The organism is Desulfovibrio piger (genome assembly GCF_951793255.1).
Lineage (GTDB): Bacteria > Desulfobacterota > Desulfovibrionia > Desulfovibrionales > Desulfovibrionaceae > Desulfovibrio.
The window spans coordinates 1,593,611-1,618,959 of the sequence record NZ_OX636706.1; the positions used below are offsets into that span (position 1 = coordinate 1,593,611).

Here is a 25,349-nt window from a genome sequence, read left to right on the forward strand (position 1 = left end):
CATTCTTCTTTTCTGCGATCCTCGCAACAAGGAGGCTTTCATGGAGATCCGGCAGAACGTCATCGACGATCTCAATGCCATGACCACGGAGTCCTGGCGCACCATCCGCATCATGGCCGAAATGGTCCAGGCCCTGGATACCCTGAACAAGCTGGGCACCAACTGCGTGTCCATCTTCGGCTCGGCCCGCTCCACCTCCGACACGCCCGAATACCGGGATGCCGAGCGTCTGGCCCGGATGCTGGTGGAAAAGGGCTTCGGCGTCATCACCGGCGGCGGCCCCGGCGTCATGGAAGCGGCCAACAAGGGCGCTGCCGAGGCGGGCGGCGTTTCCGTGGGCCTGCGCATCGAGCTGCCCCACGAACAGGGCTGCAACCAGTATGTGAAGACGCGCTGCAATTTCCGCTACTTCTTCACCCGCAAGTTCATGTTCGTGAAGTACGCCATGGCCTATGTGGTCATGCCCGGTGGCATGGGGACCATCGACGAACTGTCCGAGGCCTTCGTGCTGGCCCAGACCGGACGCATCCGGCCCTTCCCCATCATCCTTTATAATTCCTCCTACTGGGCGGGCCTGCTGGAATGGCTGCGCACGAGCATGGCCAACGGCGGTTTCATCAACCGGGAAGAGATCGACAAGCTCGTCACGGTGTGCGACACGCCCGAGCAGGTGGTGGAGCATCTGTGCAAGATCGTGATCCTGTAAGCAACGGGGCGCTGGTACGCCCCTGCGGCGGGCCCGTGCCTTCCGCGCCGCCGGGCTGGAGCTGGGAGTCCCTCATGCGTCTGGCCCTGGACGAGGCGCGGCAGGCCGCCCGCGAGGACGAAGTGCCTGTGGGCGCGGTGCTGGTGGCGGCGGATGGCCGTCTGCTGGCCCGCGCCCACAACCGGCCCGTGGCCCTGCACGATCCCACGGCCCATGCCGAGATCCTGGCCCTGCGGGCCGCCGGGGCCGCCAGCGGCAATTACCGTCTGGGCGGCGGGGTGCTGGTGGTGACCCTGGAACCCTGCGCCATGTGCGCCGCGGCCCTGGTCCATGCCCGGCTCGCCGGGGTGGCCTACGGGGCGGCCGACAGGCTGGCCGGTGCCGTGACTTCCTGCACCGAGACGCTGGACCAGCCTTTCTTCAATCACCGGGTCTGGCATATGGGCGGCGTGCTGGCCCGGGAAAGCGTGGACCTGTTGCAGGACTTCTTTGCCGGACGGCGGGACTGACCCCGCTTTTTTTGCGGGTACGCCCGCGTACGGGACGACGATGCTGGAGATCATCGCTTTTTGTTGCGGCGCCCTGGTCATGGTGCTGGAGATGGTGGGCGCGCGCGTGCTGGCCCCGCATGTGGGCACCTCGGCCGTGGTCTGGACCAGCCTCATCGGCGTGGTTTTGGCCTGTCTTGCCGTGGGGGCCTGGCTGGGAGGCCGCCTGGCCGACAGGCACCTTTCCCGGCGGGGGCTGGCCTTCATCCTGACGGGAGCTTCCCTGGGCAGCGCCCTGGCCGCCGGGACGCACCGTCTGGTGGGGGAGGCGCTGAGCGTCGCCATCACGGACATCCATCTGGCCGCCGTTGCCTGTGCTTTGGGCATCCTGGCCCTGCCCGCCCTGTGCTGCGGCATGATCAGCCCCTACATCATCCGGCTGCGCATCCGGGACGTGGCCACGTCCGGCGCCACGGTGGGGCGGCTGTACGCCCTGTCCACGGCGGGCAGCATCGTGGGCACCTTCCTGGGGGGCTTCGTCCTCATCTCCTTCTTTGCCAGCGGCACCATCCTCTGGGGCGTGGCCCTGGGCCTGCTGCTGCTCTCGCTGCCGGCCGAGCCCTCCCGTCCCTGGGGGCGGCTGGGCCTCGTGCTGTTGCTGCTCCTGCTGGCCGTCTGGGACCGGCAGTTCCGCCGGACGGAAGGCCCCCTGATGGTGGAGAGCCCCTACAACTGCATGCTGATCCACGAGAGCCGCGACAGGGGCAGGCCGGTGCGCATCCTCTCCACGGATCCCGACTACAGCCAGTCGGGCATGTATCTGGACGATCCTGACGAACTCTACTTCGACTACACCCGCTTTTATGCCCTGGCCGTGCTGGCCCGTCCGCAGGCCCGGGACATCCTCATGCTGGGCGGGGGCGGCGGCTCCGTGCCCAAGTGGCTGCTGTCCGGCAAGAGCGGGCTGGACGCCGCAGACCTGCGTCTGACCGTGGTGGAGCTGGATCCCGGCATGAGCGCCGTGGCCCGGCGCTGGTTCTTCCTGCCCGGGGACGACCCGCGTCTGCGCCTGATCCATGCCGATGCCCGGACCTTCCTCAACCGGCAGCGGGAACAGTATGACATCCTGCTGGTGGACGTGTTCAACTCCTGTTATTCCATCCCCTTCCATCTGGGCACGCAGGAGGCCTTTGCCGCCATGCGCCGTGCCCTGCGTCCCGGCGGCGTGCTGGCCATGAACGTCATCGCTGCTGTGGAAGGCGAGGACGGCCGCCTGCTGCGGGCCATCCATGCCGGGCTGCAACGGCATTTCGCCCGGGTGGAGGTCTTTTGCGTCACCGATCCCGGGCATCCCGGCCAGTTGCAGAACCTGATGGTGCTGGCGTTCAGCGACGCCGCCACGGCCGCGGCCCTGCGTGACGGCCCGGGCCATTCGCCGGAGATGGCGGCCATGCTGGCCTGCCGTTATCGTCCTTCCCTGCCGGTTACGGAGCCCCTGCGTGACGACTTCGCCCCGGTGGAACGTTTCGCCCTGTCGCTGCTGCGGCGTCCCTGAGCCGGAAGGCTCGTCCTTCTCCTGTGATTTTCTTGATGTGGTGCAGGCCCGTTGCGGCAGGTCGTGCCCTTCGTCACTTTCTGCGGCGAGAGGGCGGCACGGCCATCCGTTTGGGGGAAAACGGCAGGGGGCAGGGTCCCATACTGCGCGGAGCCGGGAAAGCCGCATGCGCCTGTGCGGGCCGCAGCCATGCCCGCCCAAGGGGGGCAGGCTTGCCGTTTGGCCCCGAAATGCGTAGATTGTGCGCCATGAGAGGGATGGCACGGCCCTGGCGGCCCGTGCAGACTCTTTACTTCAACCGTGCACGTCCCGGGTGCGCGTTCGCAAGGAAGGCAGTTTTGAGCGAATCCATCGATGATCTCACAGTGGAATATGAGGAGAACGGACAGATCATCCTCAAGGAACTGGACAAGATCGTCCTGAGCAAGGGCGCCTGGACCACTATCCTCTTCCGCTATCAGGAGTGGAAGCCGCAGACCTCGTCCTACGGCCCCGACAAGTATGTGATCCGCCGCTACAAGAAAATGGGCGGCGAATACCGGCAGCAGAGCAAGTTCACCATTTCCAGCGCCGATCAGGCCCGCAAGATCGTGGACGCCCTGCAGACCTGGATCGGGGAGGCCGAGCAGGAAAAGTAGCCGGGACAGTCTGTGCCTTCCCAGAGGTGCTGTTTGAGGAAAAAAGGGCGCTGCACATGCAGCGCCCTTTTCGTGTCCATAAGGGATAAAAAAAGGACCGTCGGAAAAGGGCGGTCCTTGATGGGACGGGATGCGGGGGAGCAGTCCCGCCCTCGCGGGGGCAGAAAGGAAACCCGGCAGCATGCTGCCGGTCATAAAAACATGGAAGAAGTATAGCCCTTTGGCCGGGCAAGGCAATGCCCCGGGCCCGGAGTGTACAGTTTGATACACAGTTACGGCAGGCAAGGCGGTATACGGGCATCGCGTCCATCCCGGGAAGGAGCGGGGCCGTGCCTTGCCATGTGCCTGCGTTTGGGAGGGCCGGTGCCGGTCGCGCTTCTTTCCGGGCATTTCTGCCGCTTTTGCGTCCCGGCCCTATCCGCCTTGTCGGGACCGTCGGCTGCGGCTATACAGAGGGGGTATCAGGCTGAGGTGCCGCCGCAGGGCCCCGGTACGGGCACGGCAGGCGGCGGTGACGTTGGGCAATCTTCAACTTCTGGAAAATCCTGTGGAAAAATGTTCCTTGCGCGAACTGCTGGCCAAAGCCTCTCCCTTGCGTTCGGGGGACGTGCTGGCCGGCATCGCGGCCGAGAATGAGGAAGAGCGCATCCGGGCCCAGATGGCCCTGGCCGATGTGCCCCTGAAGCGTTTCCTGTCGGAGTGCGTGGTGCCGTACGAGACGGACGAGGTCACCCGGCTCATCATGGACAGCCACGATGCGCAGGCCTTTGCGCCGGTCAGCTCCTTCACGGTGGGCCAGCTGCGCGACTGGCTGCTGACCCCTGCCGCGGACACGGCGACCCTTACGGCCCTGGCGCCGGGCCTGACCCCGGAGATGGTGGCCGCGGCCAGCAAGCTCATGCGCATCCAGGATCTGGTGCTGGTGGCCTCCAAGTGCAGCGTGGTGACGCGCTTTCGCGATACCATCGGCCTGCCGGGGCGTTTTTCCTCGCGCCTGCAGCCCAACCATCCCACCGATGACGCGCGCGGCGTGCTGGCCTCCGTCATCGACGGCCTGCAATACGGCTCCGGGGACGCGGTCATCGGCATCAACCCGGCTTCGGACAGCCTGCCCGCCATCGGGCGCCTGCTCCGCCTGCTGGACGATGTCATCGCCCGTTACGACATCCCCACCCAAAGTTGCGTGCTGACCCACGTCACCAACACCCTGGAGATGATCCGGCGCGGCGTGCCCGTGGACCTCTGCTTCCAGTCCATCGCCGGTACGGAAAAGGCCAATGCCAGTTTCGGCATCTCCCTGTCCCTGCTGGACGAGGCCTGGGATGCCACCCTTTCCCTGAAGCGCGGCACGGTGGGGGACAACGTCATGTATTTCGAGACCGGGCAGGGCAGCGCGCTTTCCGCCGGGGCCCACTTCGGCGTGGACCAGCAGACCCTGGAATGCCGTGCCTATGCCGTGGCCCGGCGTTACCGTCCCCTGCTGGTCAATACGGTGGTGGGCTTCATCGGGCCGGAATATCTGTTCAACGGCAAGCAGATCATCCGCGCCGGTCTGGAGGACCATTGCTGCGGCAAGCTGCTGGGCCTGCCCATGGGCGAGGACGTCTGCTACACCAACCACGCCGAGGCCGACCAGGACGACATGGACATGCTCCTGACCCTGCTGGGCGTGGCGGGCTGCAATTTCGTCATGGGCATCCCCGGTGCCGATGACATCATGTTGGGCTACCAGTCCACCTCCTTCCACGATGTGGCCTGGCTGCGGCGGGTGCTGGGCAAGCGGCCCGCACCGGAATTCGAAGCATGGCTGGAGCGCATGGGCATCCTGTCCGCCGTGGGCGAGCTGCTGCCGCCCGGTGAGCGCCGGGGCATGGCCGCTCTGGGCCGGGAACTGGAGGAGGGCGGCCATGGCAACTAGGCAGGATGAGCTCGCGGGCGCCGCGCCCGCCATCGTGACGCCGGACCCTTGGGAAGAATTGCGCCGCTTCACCGATGCACGCATCGGTCTGGGCCATTGCGGGGTGAGCCTGCCCGTGAAACGCTGGCTGGAATTCCGTCTGGCCCATGCCCGCGCCCGGGATGCCGTCATGACGCCGCTGGATGAAGAGCAGGTGCGCGCCGGTCTGGCCGCCCACGGTCTGGAATGCCTCTCCCTGAGCAGCGCGGTGGCGGACAGGAACGAATATCTGACCCGGCCGGACAAGGGGCGTCGTCTTTCCGTGGCTTCGCGGCAGCTGCTGGATGCCTGGATGGACGCGCATCCCGGCAGTGCGCCGGACGTGAGCGTGGTCATCTGTGACGGCCTGTCCGCACGGGCCGTGCACGAGAACGCCGTGCCCTTCGCGTCCCGTTTTCTGGAAGAAGCGGCCGCTGCCGGGCTCAGTGCCGCGCCGGTGGCTCTGGTGAAGTTCGGCCGCGTGGCTGTGGGCGACGATGTGGCGGCCCTGCTCAATGCGCGGCTGGTGGTCGTGCTGGTGGGCGAACGCCCCGGCCTCAGCTCGCCTGATTCCCTGGGCGTCTACATGACCCACGCGCCCACGCCCGGCCTGACCGACGAGGCCCGCAACTGCATCTCCAACGTGCGCGCCGCGGGCCTGCCCGTGGAGGAGGCCGTGCGCAAGCTCTGCTACCTGGTGGAGAATGCCCTTGTCCGGCGCCTGTCCGGTGTGGATCTCAAGGACGACGTGCCGCCCGGCTATCTGCCGTTCGCGGAGACGCGGGCATTGGGATAGGGAAGACGGAGAGGCCCGGCAGGAGGCCGGGATACCGTTGAAAAATGAAAAGGCAGGTTTCCGCGAGGGGAACCTGCCTTTCAAATATTGGTGGGCCCACCAGGACTCGAACCTGGGACCTGCCGGTTATGAGCCGGAGGCTCTACCAACTGAGCTATAGGCCCACGAAGGAAGTGAACTATAGCCGGAAGGACACTAGGCGGTCAAGCCCTTCCGGCAGGGCTTGAGGGCCGGGCTCCGGCGGGGACAGCCGGGCGGGCCTGTGCGGTTCCGCAAAAACGAACGGGGCTGCCCGTATGTACGGACAGCCCCGCAAACAGGCAGGTATCGCAGCGGAGCGCTACATGGCGCCGCCGGCGTTGAGCTTGCTGATCTGTTCGTCCATGGCCTTCTTCAGGGGCGCGGGCAGGCCCATGATGTCCACGTTGAGGAAGCCGCGCACGATGGTGGAGGTGGCTTCGTCCTCGTCCAGGCCGCGGGCCATGAGGTATTCGATCTCTTCCTGGGCGATCTTGCCCACGGCGGCTTCGTGGGAGAGTTCCACGCCGTCGCGGCAGCTGTCCAGTTCGGGGATGGCATGCACGCGGCCGCCGCCCACGATGAGGCCCTTGCACTCCAGATGGCCCTTGACCGGAGTGGCCGAAGCGCCGATGAAACCGCGGTTGATGATGGTGCCGCCGGTGGTCAGGGTGCGGGAGATGATCTCGCCGCGGGTGTGGGGCGCGTTGAGGTGGATGGCGCTGCCGCTGTCCACGTAGGAGCCCGTGGGCGTCACGATGACCGAGTTGAAGGTGGCCACGGCGCCCTCACCGTTGAGGTCGATGCGGGGATAGGATTGCAGGCTGCCCACGCTCTTGAGCAGGATGTAATTGTTCTGGAACACGCCCCCGGCTTCCACCACGCCCGCCGAGCGCGGCCGCACGGTGGTGGAGTCGCCCCAGTTGTGGATCATGGTGAAGGTCAGCTTGCCGCCCTTTTCCACATAGTATTCGGTGATGCCCAGATGCGCGGCATCATTGCTGTGCTGGGAGGTGGCGCAGCCGCCCAGGATGTTGAGCTCGGCGCCTTCTTCCACCACCACGATGTTGTGCACGGCCTGTCCGGCGGCATTGTCCTTGATGAACATGCAGGACTGCACGGGCTGGCTGATCTTCACGCCCTTGCGGGCACGCACGAAGTAGCCGCCGTTGAGGTGCTCGTAGGCCATGCGGGTGATCTCGTCCCTGTTGGGATCGAGCAGCTTCCAGTAGTACTGCGGCAGGCCGTCGAACTTTTTGAGGGCCGCGCGGATGTCCATGAGGTCCAGGCCTTCCTGCCGGGTGGTGCAGTGCACGTCGGCATGGTTGAGCTGCATGAAGGCACCGCTGACCTTGGTGTCGTGCACGTCGATGCCGGCCAGGACCAGGCGCTGCTGGTCTTCCTGGGGCAGACGGGTCAGATCTTCGATGGGGGCGGAGTTCTCACCGCCGCTGAAGTTGAAACGGGAAAGGTCGATGCTGCTCATACCAGGGGAGCCTCCGCGATTTTGCCGAACATGTCGCCGGCCAGGCAGCGCAGGCATTCCTGGTAGCCGTGCTGGGCGATATGGTCGAGGATGACGCGCGGGCGCGCTTCACAGCAGAGCTTGCCGTGATACATGACCTGTCCGCGGTCGGCGTTGACGTATTCAAGGATGTGGCCGGTGTGGGTGATGATGAGCCCGCTGGTGGAACGCTGGCGACCCTGCTCGCGCAGGGTGGCGCTACAGCAGTCGGGCACGCCGTCCAGCAGCTTGCGCACGGTCTTGCCCACCAGGGCCATGTTTTCCAGGTCCACGCCGGATTCCGGCTCGTCGAAAAGCAGCAGGTTGGGCTGCTGGGCCATGAGCTGCAGCAGCTCGGAGCGCTTGATCTCGCCGCCGGAGAAACCGGCGTTGACGTCGCGGTCCAGGAAGGTATCGAAATGCACGCGCTTGGCCATGGCGGGGATGTCCATCTTGCGGCCGCGGCCGCACAGTTCCACCATCTTGCCCGTGGGCAGGCCGTGGATGGTGGGCGGGCGCTGGAAGGACATGCCGATGCCCAGACGGGCACGCTCGTACATGGGGGCGTAGGTGATGTCGTGGCCCTTGAAGATGATCTTGCCCCGGGTCACCTCGTAGCCGGAAAAGCCCATCAGCGTCATGAGCAGGGTGGTCTTGCCGGAGCCGTTGGGGCCGAACAGGATAAAGGTTTCGCCCGCTTCCACCTTCAGGTCGATGCCCTTGAGCACCGGCGTGCCGTGGACGGAAACGTGCAGGTCTTGGATCTCAAGCATTGTTTCCCTCAATTATGCCGGAAGTCCTCCCCCTTGCGGGAGCCCGGCAGGCTTTCTAGTCCTGGGGGTCGGTTTCACCCAGATATTCCATGACGTCGTAGTGCACGTGGTCCAGCACATGCGTCAGGTAGGAGACGCATTCGTCGCCCACGGCATGGCCCAGCAGGTCCACGATGAACGCGGCGCGCTTGGCGTTGACAAGGGCGACATTGCCGGGATCGCCGTCGTCGGGGATGGCGCTCACGGCTTCGTGGAAGGCCACGAGGTCATCTTCGGTCAGGTGCTTGATGGGCTGGGGTTCGTCATTGATGTAAGGGACGCCTTCCCGCAGTTCCAGCATGACGGGATTGCCGTGCATGATCGCGATGCAGACTTGCATGATATTGATACCTCGCTGTGAAGTTGGGGGCATAGTGGCAAACTTGGACAGGCATGTCCAGTAGGGCCCCTGTTTCGGAACGCGTGCTCGCTGCGGGCCGGCGGACCTTTCCCCCGCTATAAAGATGGGGTCGCGGCGGCAAAAGGCAAGGCCGCTTCCGGCCGGGCTCCGGGATTTTCGGGCAAAAAAAAGGCCGGGGCAGGGCCCCGGCCTGGAAAGGCGTGCTCAGGCTAGCTCAGCTGGGAGATCAGGGTCTCCTTGATGGAGTCGATGGTGCCTTCGCCGTTCAGTTCGATGTACTTGGTCTTGCCTTCGGCGGCCAGGTTCTTGAAGAAGTAGGCCGCGGCCAGGGTGCCGTTCTCGGTGTTGTAGTAGATGTCGTGACGCTTGTTGATGGCGGCTTCGTCCTGGTCGTCGGAACGGGTGGAGAGCTCACCGCCACAGACGCGGCACTTGTCACCGTTGGGCTTGATGGCGTCGATGAAGATGTTGTTGGGATGGTTGTTGTTTTCCTTGCACAGGCGACGGCCCATGATGCGGTTCTTGGCGATCTCGCGGGGCAGCAGGATCTCGATGACGTAGTCCAGTTTCAGACCTTCGGCCTGCAGGGCTTCCCACAGTTTCTGGGCCTGCACCATGTTGCGGGGGAAGCCGTCCAGCAGCCAGCCGTCCTTGCCCTTGGTCTTCAGGGTCTCCAGCACCATGGGGATGGTGATGTCGTCGGGCACCAGGTCGCCGCGATCGATGTATTCCTTGGCCCTTTTGCCCAGCTCGGTGCCGCCGCCGATGTGCTCACGGAAGATGGCGCCGGATTCGATGTGAGCAAGATTGTACTTAGCCTTGACCAGGTTGCCCTGGGTGCCCTTGCCGCTGCCGTTGGGACCAAAGATGAGGATATTCATGGCGCTTCTCCTTATTGAGACGGACCGTTGTTGGGTTTGTGCAAAAAAGAACAGATAGAGCCTGTCTACCCTTTGCAGGCGGTTCTGTCAACGGGGGCGGGGAAAGTGCAAGGCCTTTTCCGGCAGGGGAAGGCCGGTGGGACCGGAACGAAAAAGGCCGGGACGCGGGATCAGCGGAACAGGTTCCAGGTGCCTTCCATGACCCCGCCCAGCAGCTCGAAGATGCCGTGGGTCAGGCTGGTGACGGCGTAGAGGATGGCCGTCCCTGCGCTGACCGAGGTCTTGGGATCATGGAGCTTGCCGGTCACGCGCACGGGGAATTCCTGCATGCGGTCGGTCTTGACGAAAAGGTTGCAGTCCAGGTCTTCGTTGTTGAAGTCGATGCGGCCGCCGCCGCGCACGCGCATCTCGGCATCCTGATAAAAGATGTTGCTGCTGCGGGCCACACCGCCCTGCATGTTGCCCGAGGCGCTGAGGCGCTGGAAGCGGGTGGGCTTGCCGCCGGGCCGCCCGGCCTTGTCGCGGTTCTGGTAGCTGCCGTTGATGATGGCCACGCCCCAGGTGCCGAAAAGGGCCGCGGGCATCTGGCCGCTGCCGGTCAGGTGGGCGCTCATCTCCGATTCCACCGAGGCCAGCCCCCGCACGGCGCGCTTGTCGTTGCGGTCGTTGCTGGCGGCGTCGAGGTTGATGTTCAGGGCCCTGACCTTGGTGGTGTAGCTCAGGCCCCGGTCGAAGCGGAAGTCGCCCGAGGCACGCAGGCGCGAATTGTAAAAGTTGCCTTCCAGCGCAGGCACGGAAAGGTGGCCGTCCTTGAGGCTGAAGCGGGTGGTCATCTGCTGCATGCGCAGGCGCATGAAGCGCACCCTGTCCACGCTCAGGCTCCCCTGGGCATCGAAGGCCTTCATGAAGCGCAGGTCCCAGGGAGCGCCCGGGGCCTTGCTCCGTCCCTTGCTGCGGGCCTGGTCGGGGAACATCTCCGCCAGCAGGCGGTCCAGATCGAAGTCCGCGGCATGCAGGCGCAGGTCCAGTTGCGGGGTGCCGCTCCAGTTCACGGCAGCTTCGCCGTCCATCTGCTGCCAGCCCAGGCTGCAGCGCAGATCCTTGAGGCGCAGGCTGTCCAGGGTACCGGAGGCCGTGCCCTTGAGGCGCAGGCTGTTGAGGGAGGCGGGCAGGGAGGCGGGCGCACTGCCCCGGATCTGCCGGAGGCTGTGCTTCAGGTCGCGGGCGGCAAGGTCCACGTTCCCGCCCCAGGTCAGGCCGCTGCGGCCGTTGCTGACGTCCAGATCGCCCTTGAGCTGCAGGCCCAGCGCCGAGAGCGTGGCCTTTTTCAGCTTCAGCCCGGCAGGGCCCGCACAGCTGAACACGCCGTCGGCATCCAGATCCATGCCCTGGGGCAGCAGATCCTTTTCAAGGGACGGCAGGTGCAGGCGCAGGGAACCGGGCAGATCCTGCCAGGCCACGAACTCCTTGCCGCCGAACCAGACGAGGCCGTCCAGCTTCTGGGTCAGGGAAAGATCCTCGCCCTCCAGCGAGGCCGTCCAGCGGCCTTCGAAACCGGCCCGGGCCGGAGTGGGGCGCAGGTCGCGGCGGGCGCTTTGCAGGTCGAGGCGCAGCGAGAGTTTTTCGAAGGGCAGGCTCTTCTTGCCTCCGGCGGGCAGCAGGCCCTTGCTGCCGTCGGCCGTGACCGTGCCGCGCATGCTCTTCAGGAACACGTCCAGGTCGCTGCCCCGGCTGGTGATGGCCGCCTGGGCGGACAGCATGCCGCGCCGTACGGGGATGAGGTCGAAATCCCTGACCAGCTTGCTGCCGTGGACCTTGTCCAGGCGCAGGTCGATGTCGAAGGTGGGCATGTCCGAAGGCCCGCCGATGGCGCAGCGGCCCTTGAGGCGGCCTTCGTAAAAGTCGCCCGTGGCCCGGATCACGGCCGTACCGTTGCCGGCCTTGTCGGGGGTGCCGGGTTCGATGACCACGGCCGCGCCGGTGATGGTCACAGGGCCGTAATGCACGGTGCGGGCATTGAGGCGGATGTCATAACCGATGTGCAGGTCCGTGGCGGGATCGGGCGGCGGCAGCGGCGTGGAGCGCGAGGCCCGCAGGCTGGTCAGGGGCCCGTGTGGGAAATAGACCTGCAGGGGCAGGGTGCCCACGGCTTCCGGGATGGCCCGGCCCAGCTTTACTTCCGGGGCGGTCAGGTCAAGGGCCACCACCGGCTCGGCCCAGCGGGCCACGCCGCCGGAACCGGTAAAGCGCGAGCCCGAGGCATGGGCCACGATATAGGGCACGCGCAGGCCTTCGGCATCCAGTTCGAATTCCAGAAGACTGTCCGTGATGTTGTCCAGGGCCATCTGCAGGCCCGGGGCCAGATCACGGGCAAAGCCCAGCCAGCGTGTCAGGCTCAGGCGGTGGGCCTGCAGGCTGCCGTTGAGGACGGGGCCCCGCTGTTTGTCGAGGATCAGGTTGCCGTCGAGGGTGGCGCTGTCTTCGCCCAGTTCCAGCCGGATGCGTTCCAGGCGCACGGGCGGGCGCGTCCCTCCCGCAGCGGGCAGGTCGGGCTGGGGGGCCACCTGGGGTGCGGGAACTGTCTTTGCAGCGGCGGCATCAGCGGCCGGTGATTGGGGGGCGGACGGGGCGGGAGCCGTTGCGGGACCTTTCTTTCCGGCTGCGGCCAGCTCCTGCGGATCGGGCAGGAAGACCTCGCGCAGCATGCGCCGTACCGAGGCCTGCGGCGCGTTCCTGTCCTGCAGCAGGCGGCCGGACACGGCAAAGGGAATGGGCTCGTCGTCCTGCATCAGGTCGCCCTGGATGTCATGATCCAGCTGCCAGCCCGCGGCCGTGGCCGTGAAATCGAGGTTCATGCGTACGCGGGGCAGGTGGGGCGGCAGATGCAGCAGGGTACGCAGGCGCAGGCGGGGCGTATCGCTCAAAAAACGGAGCGGACGGCTGCGGCCTTCCACGAGCAGGTTTTCCAGGTCGAGCACGGGGATCTCTTCCCCGGCGGCCAGGTTGCGGATCAGACCTGCCTGCAGCTTGCCGCGCACGTCCTGAAGACCGCGCAGATGCAGTACGCAGGAAAGGTTGCCCGCGCGCAGGGAAGAAGCGTCCTGGGCCTGGAAGGAGAAATTGCCCTGGTCTATCTCTATCTGGAGGGTACCGGGCAGCAGGCCGTCCAGCCGGGCCAGCCCTCCCGTATCGCCGCTGCCGCCCCCGGCGGCGGAGCCCAGCTTGCGCAGGTCCAGCGTGGGCAGCGGCAGGCTGCCGGAGAGCACGGGATTCTGCAGGGCCACGTATTCCAGTTCCAGCCGTCCCTGCAGCAGGGCGGTCAGGCGGGGGCGCAGGCGGGCCGTGCGGACGGAGATGTCCAGCTCTTTGATGCGGATGCGCACGTCATCGGCCTGGACGGCCGGAGGCAGCCAGGAAAGGCCGATGGACCTGACATGCAGGTGGAGGCCCGTACGCTGGGTGAAGTCTTCCAGCAGGGCATGGGTGATGGCGACGGAATTGTGCTGCACATAGACCATGGCCGCGCCGGCCAGCAACAGGATGCCCAGCAGCAGGGCTGCCAGACAGCGGAGGAAAAGACGCAGGCGGCGGGATGGTTCGGGCATGGCAGGAAGGCTGCTTGACGATGAAAAGGGGCAAGGCTAGGTTGACGAAGCGCTGTCGCGGCGTGCGCGGAAGGCACGACAAAAGCCCCGCCGGAGGGAAAAGCCCGCTTCCGGGCAAAAAACGGAACAGCCCTAGCGGCTGCTGTCCATGTGCAGGTCCAGGCCCGGGTCCACCACCGGCGTGCGGGGCGCGGCCTTCTTGGCCGCAGGCGCATCAAAGCTCAGATGCAGCAGGGGATCCTGTGCGGCAGGCGTGGCCTGCACGGCCGTTTCGGCCAGTTTGGGGGCAGGGCATCCCAGGGCATCCAGGCGGGCTTCCATGGCGCGCAGCAGCACGCGCATCTGGGCGTGTTCGTCACGCAGGGCGCGGTTCAGGCGTTCCTGGCTGCGCAGCATGTAGAATTGTACGGCAAGCATGCCGAGAAAACAAAGAAAAATAAAGAGCATCAGGGAAAACATGGGGCGGCCTCGCGGATATTCTGGCGGCCGTCGTGCCCATGTTTCCGGGGCTGGCCGCAGCTCCGCTTATATACATTCGGACGCGGCAGGGCAAGATGCCGCAAGGAAGGAAAATGGCAACAGCAAAGATCGAACCGCATATGGTCATGGCCGATGCCCAGGGCAACATCTATGATGATCCCGACCTGCTCATGGTCTGCCGCCGCGGCGAGGAATGGGGCACGCCCCGTCCTGACGAACTCATGCCCCTGCCCGAGGAGAGCGAGCTCTTCCTCCTGCCCGGACGCCGGGCCGTGGGCCTGAACCCCGAGACCGGCGAGATAGAGTGCACCGAGGATCTGGCCGTGGCCGCCTTTGCCGCACCGGCCCATACGCTCTCCGCCCATCCGGCCTACACCAGCGATGCCGACGCCCCCCTGCTGCCCCTGTTCGCCTATGGCGCCGTGGGCTTCGCCAAGGGGCGCTTCTACATCTGTGCCCGCAAGGTGGATGCCGACCAGCGTCAGGAGTTCCGCCACATCCCGCGTTCCCGCATCGAAAAGAACGTGCGGGCCCTGCTGCGCCAGTTCCCCAAGAACCGTCTGGTGGGCCACATCCTCGAAGACTGCGTCATGAAGTACGACTGCCCGGCGGCTCGCAACTTTGCCCTGGGCCGCTTCGAGGCGCCCCTGCCCAGCTCGCGCACCTGCAATGCCCGCTGTGTGGGCTGTATCTCCGAGCAGGACAAGGATTCGCCCATCAACGTGACGCCCCAGTGCCGCCTGACCTTCACCCCCACCCCCGAGGAACTGGTGGAAGTCATGAGCTTCCATGCCGGCCGCGAGACGAAGACGCCCATCTATTCCTTCGGGCAGGGCTGTGAGGGCGATCCCCTCATGAATCCCGACCTGCTGGTGGAAAGCGTGCGCCTGTTCCGCAGCCGGGGCGGTGTGGGCACGGTCAACTGCAATACCAACGCCTCCCGCACCGAGGCCGTGGAGCGTCTGGCCCAGGCGGGCCTCTCCAGCATCCGCGTCAGCCTCAACAGCGCCCGGCCCGAAGTCTACGAGCGCTACTACCGCCCCCACGGCTACAGCTTCGACGACGTGCGCCGCTCCATCGCCGTGGCCCGGAAGAACGGTCTCTGGGTCTCGCTGAACCTGCTCTTCTTCCCCGGTGTCACCGACAGCGAAGGCGAGCTGGAAGCCCTGGCCCGTCTGGTGGGCGAGGACGGCGTGAGCATGATCCAGTGGCGTAACCTCAACATCGACCCCGAATGGTATCTGGGCCTCATGCGCGGCATCGACCACGGCCCCATCATGGGCCTCAGCCTGTTCATGAAGCGTCTGAAAAAGCTCTGCCCCTGGCTGCGCTTCGGCTACTTCAACCCCTATGTGGGCGAGAAGGCCGAGCTTACGGCGCCCCTGCCCGGGCAGTGGCAGATGCCTGATCTTTCCGTGGCCGACGCCCCCCTGGCCGGGCCCGCTTCGGAAGATGCCGCCGGGGAGGCGGACGCGGAAGCTGGAGCATAGTTTTTGGCGGAGGAGGCCGGGTATTTTCCGGGGGAGGAGGGCGCTTTTGAAAAAGCGTCTCCCTCCCCCGGGCCCCCTCTCCCGTAAAACTTTTGCTCCGGTGCGGATGGCAGGTCCCCGTCTTCGGCTTGCGGGGAACGATTTCGTTTCGTCATCGGGAAAGGGGAGAGCGCGAGCGTCTCCCGTGCCTAAAAGAAAGGACGCTGCCCGGAGTAACGGCAAGGCGGCTTCCGGAGCATGGCATCGTCAGGAACGGCGCAGGGGCGGACGGTGCAGCACGCGGGCGGGAGGCTCATCCGTGAGGCGACGGAGGCGCGGATCCCGGGTGAACGGACAGGCTCAGGGCAGGTACGGATAACGGGCGGATATTCCAGCCTGTTTCCCGGGCGGGATGTTTTTGATGGGAAAAAGGATGTTTTTAGCCGGAGATAAATATTTTTCGTCGGGAAACGGTCTTTTGCTTGACGCACGTCCTGTTCTTCTATAGCTTCTTTTTGAAATTGAATTTCTTTTTCTAAACATCCAACGGCGGCCATGCCGCCAGGGAGTTGTCATGAGCAAAGTCCTGATCGTTTTTGGTTCCAGCACCGGCAATACCGAGGGCATCGCCCAGAAACTGGAAGAGATCATCGCCGCCGCAGGCCATGACGTCACGCTGAAAAACGCCGCCGACGTGGATGCCGACGGTCTGGCCGAAGGCTATGATGCCGTGCTGCTGGGCTGCTCCGCCTGGGGTGACGACGAGCTGGAGCTGCAGGACGATTTCATCCCTCTTTATGAGAACATGGAAGCCATGGGCCTTTCGGGCGTCAAACTGTCGGCGTTTGCCTCCGGCGACAGTTCCTACACGCATTTTTGCGGTGCGGTGGACGCCATCGAGGCCAAAGGAAAGGACCTGGGTGCGCAGATCGTGGCTGAGGGGCTGAAAGTGGACGGTACCGTCAGCGATGCCCCTGATGCCGTGCAGGAATTTGCGGCTGCTGTTCTGGCAGCATTGTAGCCGCAAAGGGACCCCGGCCTTCGCCGGGGCGCGTCCTGTGCCTTGCGCGGAGTCTGGCCATGGACTCCGCGCTTCTTTTATGTCCTGTCCCGCCTTCAAGAGGCCTTGTGCATCCCGGGCCTTGCCAGCCGCAGGCAAACATCGTAGCGTGCCGCCATCATCTTTGTTGTGGAGGTCTGTATGGCGATCCTTGTTTGCGGCGGTGCGGGCTATATCGGTTCCCACGCGGTCCATGCCCTGGCAGCGGCCGGTCAGGAGGTCGTGGTGGTGGACAATCTCCAGACGGGCCATGCCGCCGCCGTGGCGGGCAAGGCTGCCTTCGTGCAGGGCGACATCCGCGATGCCGCCTGTCTGGACGGCATCTTCCGCCGTTTCCGCATCGACGGCGTCATGCACTTCGCCGCCGATTCGCAGGTGGGCGAGAGCATGGTCGATCCCCTCAAGTACTTCAACAATAATGTGGGCGGGATGCAGAGCCTGCTGGAAGCCATGGTCCGTCATGGCGTGGGCCGCATCGTGTTCTCGTCCTCGGCGGCGGTCTACGGCGAGCCCGACAGCGTGCCCATCAGCGAGGATGCCCCCACCCGGCCCACCAATCCTTACGGGCACAGCAAACTGATGATGGAGGCCATGATGCGCTGGGTCTCGGTGGCCCACGGCATCCGCTATGTCTCCCTGCGTTATTTCAATGTGGCCGGGGCTCTGGCCGACGGCAGCATCGGCGAGGACCACAGCCCCGAGAGCCATCTCATCCCCCTGGTCCTGCAAGTGCCGCTGGGCCGGCGGCCGCATATCACCATCTTCGGTGATGATTACGCTACGCCCGACGGGACCTGCATCCGCGACTACATCGCCGTCACCGACCTGGTGGACGCCCATATGAGGGCCCTGGACCATCTGCAGCGCGGCGGTGATGACCTCATCTGCAACCTGGGCAACGGGCAGGGCTTTTCCGTGCGCGAGATCGTGGACTGCGCCCGCAAGGCGACCGGTCACGAGATCCCCGTGGTCATGGGGCAGCGGCGCGCGGGCGATCCGGCCCGTCTGGTGGCTTCCGCCCGCAAGGCGCAGCAGGTGCTGGGCTGGCAGCCGCAGCTGGGTGTGGAGGCCATCATCGAATCGGCCTGGCGCTGGCACCGGGAACATCCGCACGGTTACGGCGAACGGCAGTAAGACGGCATCCTGGCGGGGCGTCCGCCATGCGCCGTTCCTGTGGCGGAGGAACCGTGCAAAGGACGGTAGTGGCAGGCTGGCCTGCCAGAAAAGACAACGTTTGATCCGGGGAGGCATGAGCCTCCCTTTTTTTATGGCCTCGCGCGGGCTTGCTTTTCTTTTGAGGCGCCGCTATCTTAATATTGATAACTTATACTGACAGGAGGTGCCATGTACGGCTATCCCTGCGCGCGACGCGCCTTTTCCTTTTTCATCCTGATGCTGGTCCTGGTCCTTTCCGGGACCGGTGCCGCGGCTGCGGAACTTTCCCGCCCCACCTTTGACCCCTTACGGGAGAAAGCCCCCATGAATAATGACGGATTCCGGATCATTGCCCGCGGTGATGCCGCGGTGCCGCCCCTGACGCCCCGCGAGGCGGACATCATCCTCCGCAAGGCCACGGAAGCCCCGTGGTCCGGTGAGTACGAAAAGAACACGGCCGCCGGGACCTACCTGTGCCGCCAGTGCGGCGTGGCCCTGTACCGTTCTTCGGACAAGTTCGATTCCGGGTGCGGCTGGCCCGCCTTCGACGATGCCCTGCCGGGCATGGTGCGCCGCCAGCCCGATGCCGACGGCCACCGGGTGGAGATCGTCTGCGAGCACTGCGGCGCCCACCTGGGGCATGTTTTTGAGGGCGAAGGCCTGACGGCCAAGAACACCCGCCATTGCGTCAACTCCCTGTCCATGCGCTTCGCCCCTGCGGGCAGCGAAAAGGAAAAGCTGGGCCTGGCCCTGTACGAGCAGGTGCGCAACACCCAGGTGGCCGTGCTGGCGGGCGGCTGCTTCTGGGGCGTGGAAGATGCCCTGAGCAAGCTCCCCGGTGTGGTGGACGTGCGGTCCGGCTACACGGGCGGCCATACCGACCGGCCTTCCTATGAGGATGTCTGCCGGGGCGATACCGGCCATGCCGAAGCCGTGCTGGTGCGCTTCGATCCCAAAAAGATCAGCTATGAGGCCATCGTACGCCGCTTTTTCGAAGTCCACGATCCCACCCAGCTGGACAGGCAGGGCCCGGACGTCGGCAGCCAGTACCGTTCCGCCATCTTCTGGCTGGACGAGTCCCAGAAACGGACGGCCCAGAAGCTCATGGATGAGCTGCGCGGTCTGGGCTATGACGTGGTGACCCGTCTGGAAAAGGCCGGGGCCTTCTACGAGGCCGAGGCCTACCATCAGGATTTTGCCCGCCGCACGGGCCGGGGCGGCTGCCATCTGGCCGTGCCCCGCTTCGAGCGCCGTGCTGACGGCAGCCCGCGCTAGGGAACTGGCCGCATACCCATAAAAATAAGAGAGTATTGCTAAAAGAATGATAAAATATCTTCTCTTTGCCCGTTCACATGAAATCTGGCAAAGAGAGATATTGTGAGATCAACCATTCGCAAGGACCTTGAAACCACCTGAGATTTACGTTTGAAACGGGCAAACCAGTGTCTTTGGCGGGCATTATTTCGTTCAATTCGCACGGTTCCCCGTTTTCCTTGAATGAGGTCGTCCTCGGGTATTTCCCGTGGATATACTTTCCAGTTGTCGGTACAGAAGAACCAGACAGACCAACGGCGAAGCCTTGCCATCAATCTTGCAAGAGTGCTTTGGTCACGATTGCCACATTCCCAGTCAATGAGTTGACCGGTATCGCGACAATAAGCTTTCCAGAGCCATAGTTTGTTTTTTTTGAATGCAAATAGTGCCACATCTCATCAAGTTCTATGATGACAGCTTCCCCAGGAGAAGGCTTTTCATAAGTTTTTTCAGCGAAATCCCGGACCCAACGCATGACGGTCGATGTTGCAACTCCATAAATACGTGCTATGGCATTAAACGAAAGGCCCAAAGTATAAAGCAGGATGGCCATTGCCTTTTCCGTTGCCGGTCGTCCTCTGGGAGTGTCACGGGTAAATTGAAAACCGCAGTCTTTGCAGCGAAATCTCTGACGCTCCAAGTGTCTTCCATTCTTCACAATCCGCTCTGACGCACATTTTGGACAGTATTGCATAAAGAACTCCTTAACTGGAGTATGCCATTATAACATTCTTTATGCAATACTCTCAAAAATAAGAGAGTATTGCTAAAAGAATGATAAAATATCTTCTCTTTGCCCGTTCACATGAAATCTGGCAAAGAGAGATATTGTGAGATCAACCATTCGCAAGGACCTTGAAACCACCTGAGATTTACGTTTGAAACGGGCAAACCAGTGTCTTTGGCGGGCATTATTTCGTTCAATTCGCACGGTTCCCCGTTTTCCTTGAATGAGGTCGTCCTCGGGTATTTCCCGTGGATATACTTTCCAGTTGTCGGTACAGAAGAACCAGACAGACCAACGGCGAAGCCTTGCCATCAATCTTGCAAGAGTGCTTTGGTCACGATTGCCACATTCCCAGTCAATGAGTTGACCGGTATCGCGACAATAAGCTTTCCAGAGCCATAGTTTGTTTTTTTTGAATGCAAATAGTGCCACATCTCATCAAGTTCTATGATGACAGCTTCCCCAGGAGAAGGCTTTTCATAAGTTTTTTCAGCGAAATCCCGGACCCAACGCATGACGGTCGATGTTGCAACTCCATAAATACGTGCTATGGCATTAAACGAAAGGCCCAAAGTATAAAGCAGGATGGCCATTGCCTTTTCCGTTGCCGGTCGTCCTCTGGGAGTGTCACGGGTAAATTGAAAACCGCAGTCTTTGCAGCGAAATCTCTGACGCTCCAAGTGTCTTCCATTCTTCACAATCCGCTCTGACGCACATTTTGGACAGTATTGCATAAAGAACTCCTTAACTGGAGTATGCCATTATAACATTCTTTATGCAATACTCTCAAAAATAAAAGGCAGGCACGCCGCGATGGTGTGCCTGCCTTTTCGTGTTTTTTGTTTTCAGGGAAGGCGGAATTGGGTTTGCGCCATCTCCCTTGAAGGGCTGCCGTTTTTTTGTGCCTGATGCTGTGCGGAGGAAGGGGTTCCTTTTTCGCCAGACAACGGAGATCCTCCCGCCGGACAAGGCCCCTTTTTAGGCCTTGATGCGCCGGACCAGCGGCGCCAGGCAAAAGATGGCCACGCCCACCACCACGATGGGCGACAGGGCCCAGCGCAGATCGAACTGATGGGAAAGGAAGCCCACCATGGGGGGGCAGCCCAAAAAGCCCAGGAAACTGAGGGACGAGACCAGCGAGATGGCCACGCTGGGCGGCACGCGCGTGGACTTGCCCGCCAGGCTGTAGCAGAGCGGCACCACGGAGGCCATGCCGAAGCCCACCAGGGCCAGCCCCGCCGTGGCGGGCAGCAGGTCGGGCCAGAGCAGGGCCAGGCTCAGACCGGCGGCGATGCAGAGGCCGCTCAGCTGGAGCACGGGCGTGACCCCGAAGCGGTTCACCAGACCGTCGGCCAGCAGGCGGCCCGTGACCATGGCACACATGCAGGCCAGGTAGCCGGCGCGGATGAGGCTCTCGCCCGGCTGGACCACCTGGGCGAAATAGACGGAGCTCCAGTCATACATGGCGCCTTCCGTGGCCATGCTGCCCAGGGCGATGCAACCGAGCAGGGTCAGATAGAGGTCGGGGCGGAAGGAGCGCTTCCCGCTTTCGGGCGCTGCGGCGCCGATGCGCACTTCCCGGGGCATGGTCCAGGTGCGCAGGCAGCACAGCGTCGCCAGCGTGATGACGAAGATGGCGGCAAAGTGGGGCAGGGGCGCCACGCCCAGCGGCGCCACGATGGAGCCGATGATGCAGCCGGCCACCCCGCCCAGGCTCCACATGCCGTGGAAGGTGGCCATGATGCTGCGGCCGTAAAGGGTCTCCACGCCCACGGCCTGGGCATTGAGGGAGATGTTGAGCATGTTGTTGGCAAAGCCGAAACCCAGCAGGGCCGCGGCCAGCCAGTGCGGGCTGCCGGCCAGGGCCAGGGAGAGCAGGGCGCAGGGCATGAGCATGAGCCCCAGCATGATGACGCGGCGGCTGCGGAAGCGGCCGATGAGCCAGGCCGTGGGCGCGATGGAGAGCATCTCGCCCAGAGGGGCGGCCAGCAGGACGCTGCCCAGAGCCGCGTCGCTCATCTGCAGGGCGGCCTTGATGTCCGGGATGCGGACGGCCCAGGAGGCGAAGACCATGCCCATGACGAAGAAAAAGGCATTGATGGCGGTACGATAGAAGGCCCGGGGCGTACGCGGCAGGATGCGGGCCGCGGCCAGGCGGGGAGTGGAGATGGTCAGTTCCATGACGTATCCTCGATGAAAGCACTGGCGCTCTCCAACAGGACTGTTTGAGCGCACAGGCAACATCTATGCGCATTGCCTCGCCTTGAAAAGTGTTTTTTTGCGGGGAGCTCCGGCGGGCATGCCTGCTGCTCCTGCTCGGATCCGGCCGTCCGCTCTCCTGGGGATTCAGCGCGGGAGCCCCGGCATATCCCGGCTTTCCTGCGGAGCGGACGTTGCATCCTGCGCCGGGCTTGCGTATGGGGAACGGCATACGGAGGTCGTCATGACAAAAAAGATCGTTTCCTGCCTGTTTGCCCTGGTCCTGCTGCTGGGCTGTGTCTTCCCGGCCGCAGCTCTGGAGATCCATATCGACAACAGCCAGGCCCTGGGCGGGAGCCTGGCCCTGCGCTATCTGCGCACGGACGGCGTGTGGGTCACGAAAGGCTGGGTGAACTTCGGTCCGCACAGCAAGCAGACCGTGACCCTGGAGACCTGGGAGCCCGTGTTCTACCTGCATGTGGAAGTAGGCGGCGGTGCGTCCGTGGAGCTGCCGGGCGAGAAGCACCGCTTCTGGGTGGCGCGTGATGTCTTCGAGCTGGAGGGGGATGCCCGTCCGTCGCGTAGCCAGCAGGCGGATTTCATCAAGGTGGAGGTGCGGGGGGACGGTCCCCGTTTCACGCTGCGCTTCTGATCCGGGCCGCCGTTGTGGCGGACAGGACAGCACGGCCATGAGCGTGCCGCAAAAAAGGCAGCCTTTCCGGTGACCGGAGGGCTGCCTTTTTTTGACGGATGATCTTTTCCGCTAGCGGCAGTTGCAGAGCGTCCTGTCGCGCAGGGAGGGCAGGCGGATGCCGCCGCGCGTCAGCTCCAGGCGCAGTTCGGCAAGGCGGCGTTCGATGGCGGCGGGCAGGCGCACACCGGCATGACGGGCCCAGACCTGGGGCGAGACGATGTCCACGCCGCCGTTGGCCAGGTCATAGGTGATGATCTCGTTACCGGCAAAGGCCCCCCGGGCGGTGGCTTTGACGATCTCGAACACGGCGCGGTCGGCCCGCTTGACGATGCTGGTCAGCATGAGCTTGGGCGCCAGGAATTGCTGGTCCTTGTCCACGCCCACTAGGGGACGCCCCTGGGCTATGGCCGCTTCCACGGCGCCCAGTCCCGCACGCCCGGCCAGCACGGCCAGGGCATTGATGTCCAGCCCCAGCAGTTCTTCGGCCTTGGCGCGGCCTTTTTCAGGGGAGCTGTAGCTGCCTGCCACGCCGTTGATGACGCGCGCGCCCGGGCTTTCCAGCCGGACACCTTCCACAAAGCCGTTGAGCATGGATTTCAGCTGCGGGTCGTCTTCCCCGGCCAGCCAGCCCAGGGTCAGTTCATCACCGGCGGCGCGTGTCCGGGGAGCGGGCAGCAGGCCGTGCCGGTGCAGCTGGGAGAGCAGGGCACCGGCCAGGAAGGCGGCCTGCTCGTCGGCAAAGGTCACGCACATGATGTTGGCGGCGCGGATGCCCGTATCGATACAGCCGAACTTCGTCTGCCGGAAGTTGGCGGCATTGTTGCGCAAGATCTCGTGCAAGCGGGCCCCGGAGAGCAGGACGAGGTCGGCCTGCCGGGCGGCGGCCCGGAAGATGCCCTCCTGCGTCAGGCCGTTGCTGCCCTGGGGCGGGGCCACCACGACGGCCGTGCGGACGCCCAGCTCCTTCCGGGCCTGCTCCAGCCCCTGGCGCAGCAGATCGTTCCAGCCCCGGTCGGGGGCCGCATCTTCCAGCAGCAGAGCTACGCGCAGGGCCGGGGCCTCGCCGGCCGCAGCCGCCAGGACGGAGGAGAAACAAAAAACGGACAACAGGACAGACAGGCACAGCAGCCGGGTGATATCAAAGCATTTTTTCATGTCAGGCTCCCGGCGGCATACTAGCAGGGGGCCGGAGAGGCCACAAGCGCCCGGGGAGCCGCTTGGAGAAAAATTGAGTAATCGAACAATTTGCATAGTAAAAAGATTGTATTTTACAACATACTGTTTTTAAATGATAAAAATAATAATATGAAAGATTTTCTGCTATTTTTGAGGCTTTTTTCCTGTCGTTGGGCATTTTTCTGTGAAAAAAAGCACTAGGCAAGCTGTGAAACTTGTGCTAAGTCTCCTGCTCAGGAAACGTGTACTCGTGTTTCGTCCCTGCGTATGGGTTGCGCAGGGGCGGGATGCAACTCCTTGGGACATTGCTTGGAAGGATACGTTATGTCTGCATACGAGCTGCCTGCATGGCTTGACACCCGGTTCATCGAAAACGCGCTCAGTCGTACGGCTGCACCGGACAAGGCGGAGCTTCGGGATATTCTGGACAAATCTCTGGCTCTGAAGTCACTGACCATTCAGGAAGCGACGGCTCTCATGCGGGTGACGGATCCCGAAGACGTTGCCCTGATGATGAAAACGGCGGATGCGGTCAAGCAGAAGGTCTATGGTGACCGTATCGTGCTGACCGCTCCGCTGCACATCTCGAACCATTGCGGCAGTGAATGCCTTTATTGCGCCAATCGCAAGAGCAATACGCTCATCCAGCGCAAGTACATGACCTCGCCCGAGATGCGCGAGGCCGCCGGCAAGCTGATCCGTCAGGGCCACAAGCGCATCGTGCTGGTCTCCGGCCAGCTGCCCAATGCCGATGTGGAATACCTGGCCGAAGCCATCAGCATCATGTACACCGTGTTCGACGGTCACGGCGAAGTCCGCCGCGTCAACGTCAACGTGGGGCCGCTGAATGCCGACCAGTACAGCGTGCTGCTGGATGCTGACGTGGGCACCGTCCTGATCTATCAGGATACCTACCATCCCGATTACTACAAGGCCGCCCATGTGGCCGGGCCCAAGAGCCATTACGAAAAGCGCCTCAACGCGCCTGAAGTGGCCCTGGGCGCCGGTGTGCGCGATGTGGGTCTTGGCCTGCTGCTGGGCCTTGCGCCCTGGCAGTTCGATGTGCTGGCCACCATGCTGCATGCGGCCCATCTCAACCGCCTGTTCGGTGCCGGCGGCCACACCATCAGCATGTTCCGTCTGCGTCCTGCGCCGGGCAGCCTGTTCGTGCCCCCGCATCCGCTTTCGGATGACGAATTCCTGCGCTGCGTGGCCATCATGCGTCTGGCCGTGCCCCATGCGGGCGTCGTCGTCACCACGCGTGAGCCTTCCGGCCTGTGGCGTGACGCCTGTAGCAGCGGTGTCTCCCAGGTGTTCACGGGCAGCGTGGGCAGCGCTTACGAGACCTGGAGCGAAAAGCCCGGTCCCGACGGCATCCCCTTCCCGCTGGGCGAAGACACCCATCTGGACGAAGTGGTACGCTTCCTTATGGAAGAGGCCGAGCACCTGCCCTCGTTCTGTACCGCCTGTCCCCGTCTGGGCCGCAGCGGTGCGGACTTCATGAGCATGGTGCGCGAGTGCGGCATGCGCAGCCAGTGCAGCCCCAACTCCATCGCCTCTTTTGAAGAGTTCCTGCTCAACTACGCGACGCCCTTTACCCGCGAAGCGGGTGAACGCCTGATCGCCCGCAAGCTCCCGCAGATGAGCGATGTGGAGCGCGGCGCGGCAGAACGCCTGTTGCAGAAGGTCAAGTCGGGCCGCATGGACGAATTCATCTAACAGGCAGCGGCCAGGGCCGTTCTTCAGCGAAACCGCCGCCACCGACTGCCAGAAGG

At 64.0% G+C, this 25,349-nt stretch carries 22 protein-coding genes and 1 tRNA gene; 12 read left to right on the forward strand and 11 right to left on the reverse strand.

From position 1 onward, the window contains the following. Positions 1 to 40 precede the first annotated feature (40 nt). From Q4I12_RS07175 to eutC, 6 genes are all read left to right on the forward strand, one after another. Positions 41 to 706, forward strand: coding sequence for an LOG family protein (locus tag Q4I12_RS07175; protein ID WP_204625176.1), 666 nt, complete (start codon positions 41 to 43; stop codon positions 704 to 706). Positions 707 to 741: 35 nt separating this feature from the next. Beyond that, positions 742 to 1,215 carry a tRNA adenosine(34) deaminase TadA gene (gene tadA, locus Q4I12_RS07180; protein WP_297138271.1) on the forward strand — a complete coding sequence of 158 codons (474 nt, stop codon included), beginning with the start codon at positions 742 to 744 and terminating at the stop codon, positions 1,213 to 1,215. Between the two features lie 40 nt (positions 1,216 to 1,255). Then, positions 1,256 to 2,749, forward strand: a complete 1,494-nt coding sequence (locus Q4I12_RS07185) for a fused MFS/spermidine synthase (RefSeq protein WP_168934501.1) — start codon at positions 1,256 to 1,258, stop codon at positions 2,747 to 2,749. A gap of 338 nt (positions 2,750 to 3,087) precedes the next feature. Continuing rightward, positions 3,088 to 3,387 (forward strand): hypothetical protein, encoded by a 300-nt coding sequence (locus Q4I12_RS07190; RefSeq protein WP_204625174.1) that lies wholly within the window; start codon positions 3,088 to 3,090, stop codon positions 3,385 to 3,387. Between the two features lie 547 nt (positions 3,388 to 3,934). Continuing rightward, complete coding sequence (locus Q4I12_RS07195; protein WP_302261179.1) at positions 3,935 to 5,305, forward strand: ethanolamine ammonia-lyase subunit EutB; 1,371 nt, start codon at positions 3,935 to 3,937, stop codon at positions 5,303 to 5,305. Beyond that, positions 5,295 to 6,119, forward strand: coding sequence for an ethanolamine ammonia-lyase subunit EutC (gene eutC / locus Q4I12_RS07200; protein WP_302261181.1), 825 nt, complete (start codon positions 5,295 to 5,297; stop codon positions 6,117 to 6,119). The genes Q4I12_RS07195 and eutC overlap by 11 nt, the downstream gene beginning before the upstream one ends. Before the next feature lie 88 nt (positions 6,120 to 6,207). Here the strand turns inward: eutC and Q4I12_RS07205 are convergent. The 7 genes from Q4I12_RS07205 to Q4I12_RS07235 form a co-directional block, all read right to left on the reverse strand. Then, a tRNA-Ile gene (locus Q4I12_RS07205) sits at positions 6,208 to 6,283 on the reverse strand. A 176-nt stretch (positions 6,284 to 6,459) separates the two neighbouring features. Then, a complete protein-coding gene (locus tag Q4I12_RS07210; protein ID WP_302261183.1) occupies positions 6,460 to 7,623 on the reverse strand; it encodes a SufB/SufD family protein in 1,164 nt (387 codons plus the stop codon). Continuing rightward, positions 7,620 to 8,414, reverse strand: coding sequence for an ABC transporter ATP-binding protein (locus Q4I12_RS07215; RefSeq protein WP_297139998.1), 795 nt, complete (start codon positions 8,412 to 8,414; stop codon positions 7,620 to 7,622). Before Q4I12_RS07215 ends, Q4I12_RS07210 begins: the two co-directional genes overlap by 4 nt. Before the next feature lie 55 nt (positions 8,415 to 8,469). Beyond that, complete coding sequence (locus tag Q4I12_RS07220; protein WP_006006222.1) at positions 8,470 to 8,793, reverse strand: hypothetical protein; 324 nt, start codon at positions 8,791 to 8,793, stop codon at positions 8,470 to 8,472. Positions 8,794 to 9,023: 230 nt separating this feature from the next. Further along, positions 9,024 to 9,695 carry an adenylate kinase gene (locus tag Q4I12_RS07225; RefSeq protein ID WP_297159794.1) on the reverse strand — a complete coding sequence of 224 codons (672 nt, stop codon included), beginning with the start codon at positions 9,693 to 9,695 and terminating at the stop codon, positions 9,024 to 9,026. A gap of 170 nt (positions 9,696 to 9,865) precedes the next feature. Continuing rightward, a complete protein-coding gene (locus Q4I12_RS07230) occupies positions 9,866 to 13,300 on the reverse strand; it encodes an AsmA family protein (RefSeq protein WP_302261188.1) in 3,435 nt (1,144 codons plus the stop codon). 132 nt (positions 13,301 to 13,432) lie between these two features. Further along, positions 13,433 to 13,717 carry a hypothetical protein gene (locus tag Q4I12_RS07235; protein ID WP_239463774.1) on the reverse strand — a complete coding sequence of 95 codons (285 nt, stop codon included), beginning with the start codon at positions 13,715 to 13,717 and terminating at the stop codon, positions 13,433 to 13,435. A 155-nt stretch (positions 13,718 to 13,872) separates the two neighbouring features. Between Q4I12_RS07235 and Q4I12_RS07240 the strand changes: the two genes are divergently transcribed. From Q4I12_RS07240 to Q4I12_RS07255, 4 genes are all read left to right on the forward strand, one after another. Continuing rightward, entirely contained in the window at positions 13,873 to 15,270 is a 1,398-nt protein-coding gene (locus Q4I12_RS07240; protein ID WP_302261190.1) for a radical SAM family protein, read from the forward strand. Between the two features lie 553 nt (positions 15,271 to 15,823). Continuing rightward, positions 15,824 to 16,270 carry a flavodoxin gene (locus Q4I12_RS07245; RefSeq protein WP_168934492.1) on the forward strand — a complete coding sequence of 149 codons (447 nt, stop codon included), beginning with the start codon at positions 15,824 to 15,826 and terminating at the stop codon, positions 16,268 to 16,270. A 180-nt stretch (positions 16,271 to 16,450) separates the two neighbouring features. Beyond that, positions 16,451 to 17,443, forward strand: a complete 993-nt coding sequence (gene galE / locus Q4I12_RS07250; RefSeq protein ID WP_302261192.1) for a UDP-glucose 4-epimerase GalE — start codon at positions 16,451 to 16,453, stop codon at positions 17,441 to 17,443. A 210-nt stretch (positions 17,444 to 17,653) separates the two neighbouring features. Further along, complete coding sequence (locus Q4I12_RS07255) at positions 17,654 to 18,739, forward strand: bifunctional methionine sulfoxide reductase B/A protein (protein ID WP_205905986.1); 1,086 nt, start codon at positions 17,654 to 17,656, stop codon at positions 18,737 to 18,739. A 38-nt stretch (positions 18,740 to 18,777) separates the two neighbouring features. Here the strand turns inward: Q4I12_RS07255 and Q4I12_RS07260 are convergent. The 3 genes from Q4I12_RS07260 to Q4I12_RS07270 all read right to left on the reverse strand — a co-directional run bounded on the left by Q4I12_RS07260 (position 18,778) and on the right by Q4I12_RS07270 (position 21,686). Beyond that, a protein-coding gene (locus Q4I12_RS07260; protein WP_302259955.1) for an IS1 family transposase occupies positions 18,778 to 19,472 on the reverse strand; the annotation gives its coding sequence in 2 pieces (ribosomal slippage) (positions 18,778 to 19,154 and positions 19,154 to 19,472; 696 coding nt in all). A 72-nt stretch (positions 19,473 to 19,544) separates the two neighbouring features. Further along, positions 19,545 to 20,239 (reverse strand): IS1 family transposase gene (locus Q4I12_RS07265; RefSeq protein WP_302259955.1). Its coding sequence is split into 2 segments (ribosomal slippage): positions 19,545 to 19,921 and positions 19,921 to 20,239, totalling 696 coding nucleotides; the frame shifts between segments, so codons are not numbered across the junction. A 244-nt stretch (positions 20,240 to 20,483) separates the two neighbouring features. Further along, positions 20,484 to 21,686 carry an MFS transporter gene (locus Q4I12_RS07270; protein WP_168934490.1) on the reverse strand — a complete coding sequence of 401 codons (1,203 nt, stop codon included), beginning with the start codon at positions 21,684 to 21,686 and terminating at the stop codon, positions 20,484 to 20,486. Between the two features lie 262 nt (positions 21,687 to 21,948). Here Q4I12_RS07270 and Q4I12_RS07275 point away from each other — a divergent pair, with 262 nt between their 5' ends. Next, positions 21,949 to 22,356 (forward strand): hypothetical protein, encoded by a 408-nt coding sequence (locus Q4I12_RS07275; RefSeq protein WP_302261196.1) that lies wholly within the window; start codon positions 21,949 to 21,951, stop codon positions 22,354 to 22,356. 111 nt (positions 22,357 to 22,467) lie between these two features. Here Q4I12_RS07275 and Q4I12_RS07280 read toward each other — a convergent pair whose 3' ends face one another. Then, a complete protein-coding gene (locus tag Q4I12_RS07280; RefSeq protein WP_300705803.1) occupies positions 22,468 to 23,553 on the reverse strand; it encodes a BMP family lipoprotein in 1,086 nt (361 codons plus the stop codon). 345 nt (positions 23,554 to 23,898) lie between these two features. On the opposite strand from Q4I12_RS07280, the gene hydG reads away from it, so the two are divergent. After that, positions 23,899 to 25,293 carry a [FeFe] hydrogenase H-cluster radical SAM maturase HydG gene (gene hydG / locus Q4I12_RS07285; RefSeq protein WP_302261200.1) on the forward strand — a complete coding sequence of 465 codons (1,395 nt, stop codon included), beginning with the start codon at positions 23,899 to 23,901 and terminating at the stop codon, positions 25,291 to 25,293. Positions 25,294 to 25,349 lie beyond the last annotated feature (56 nt).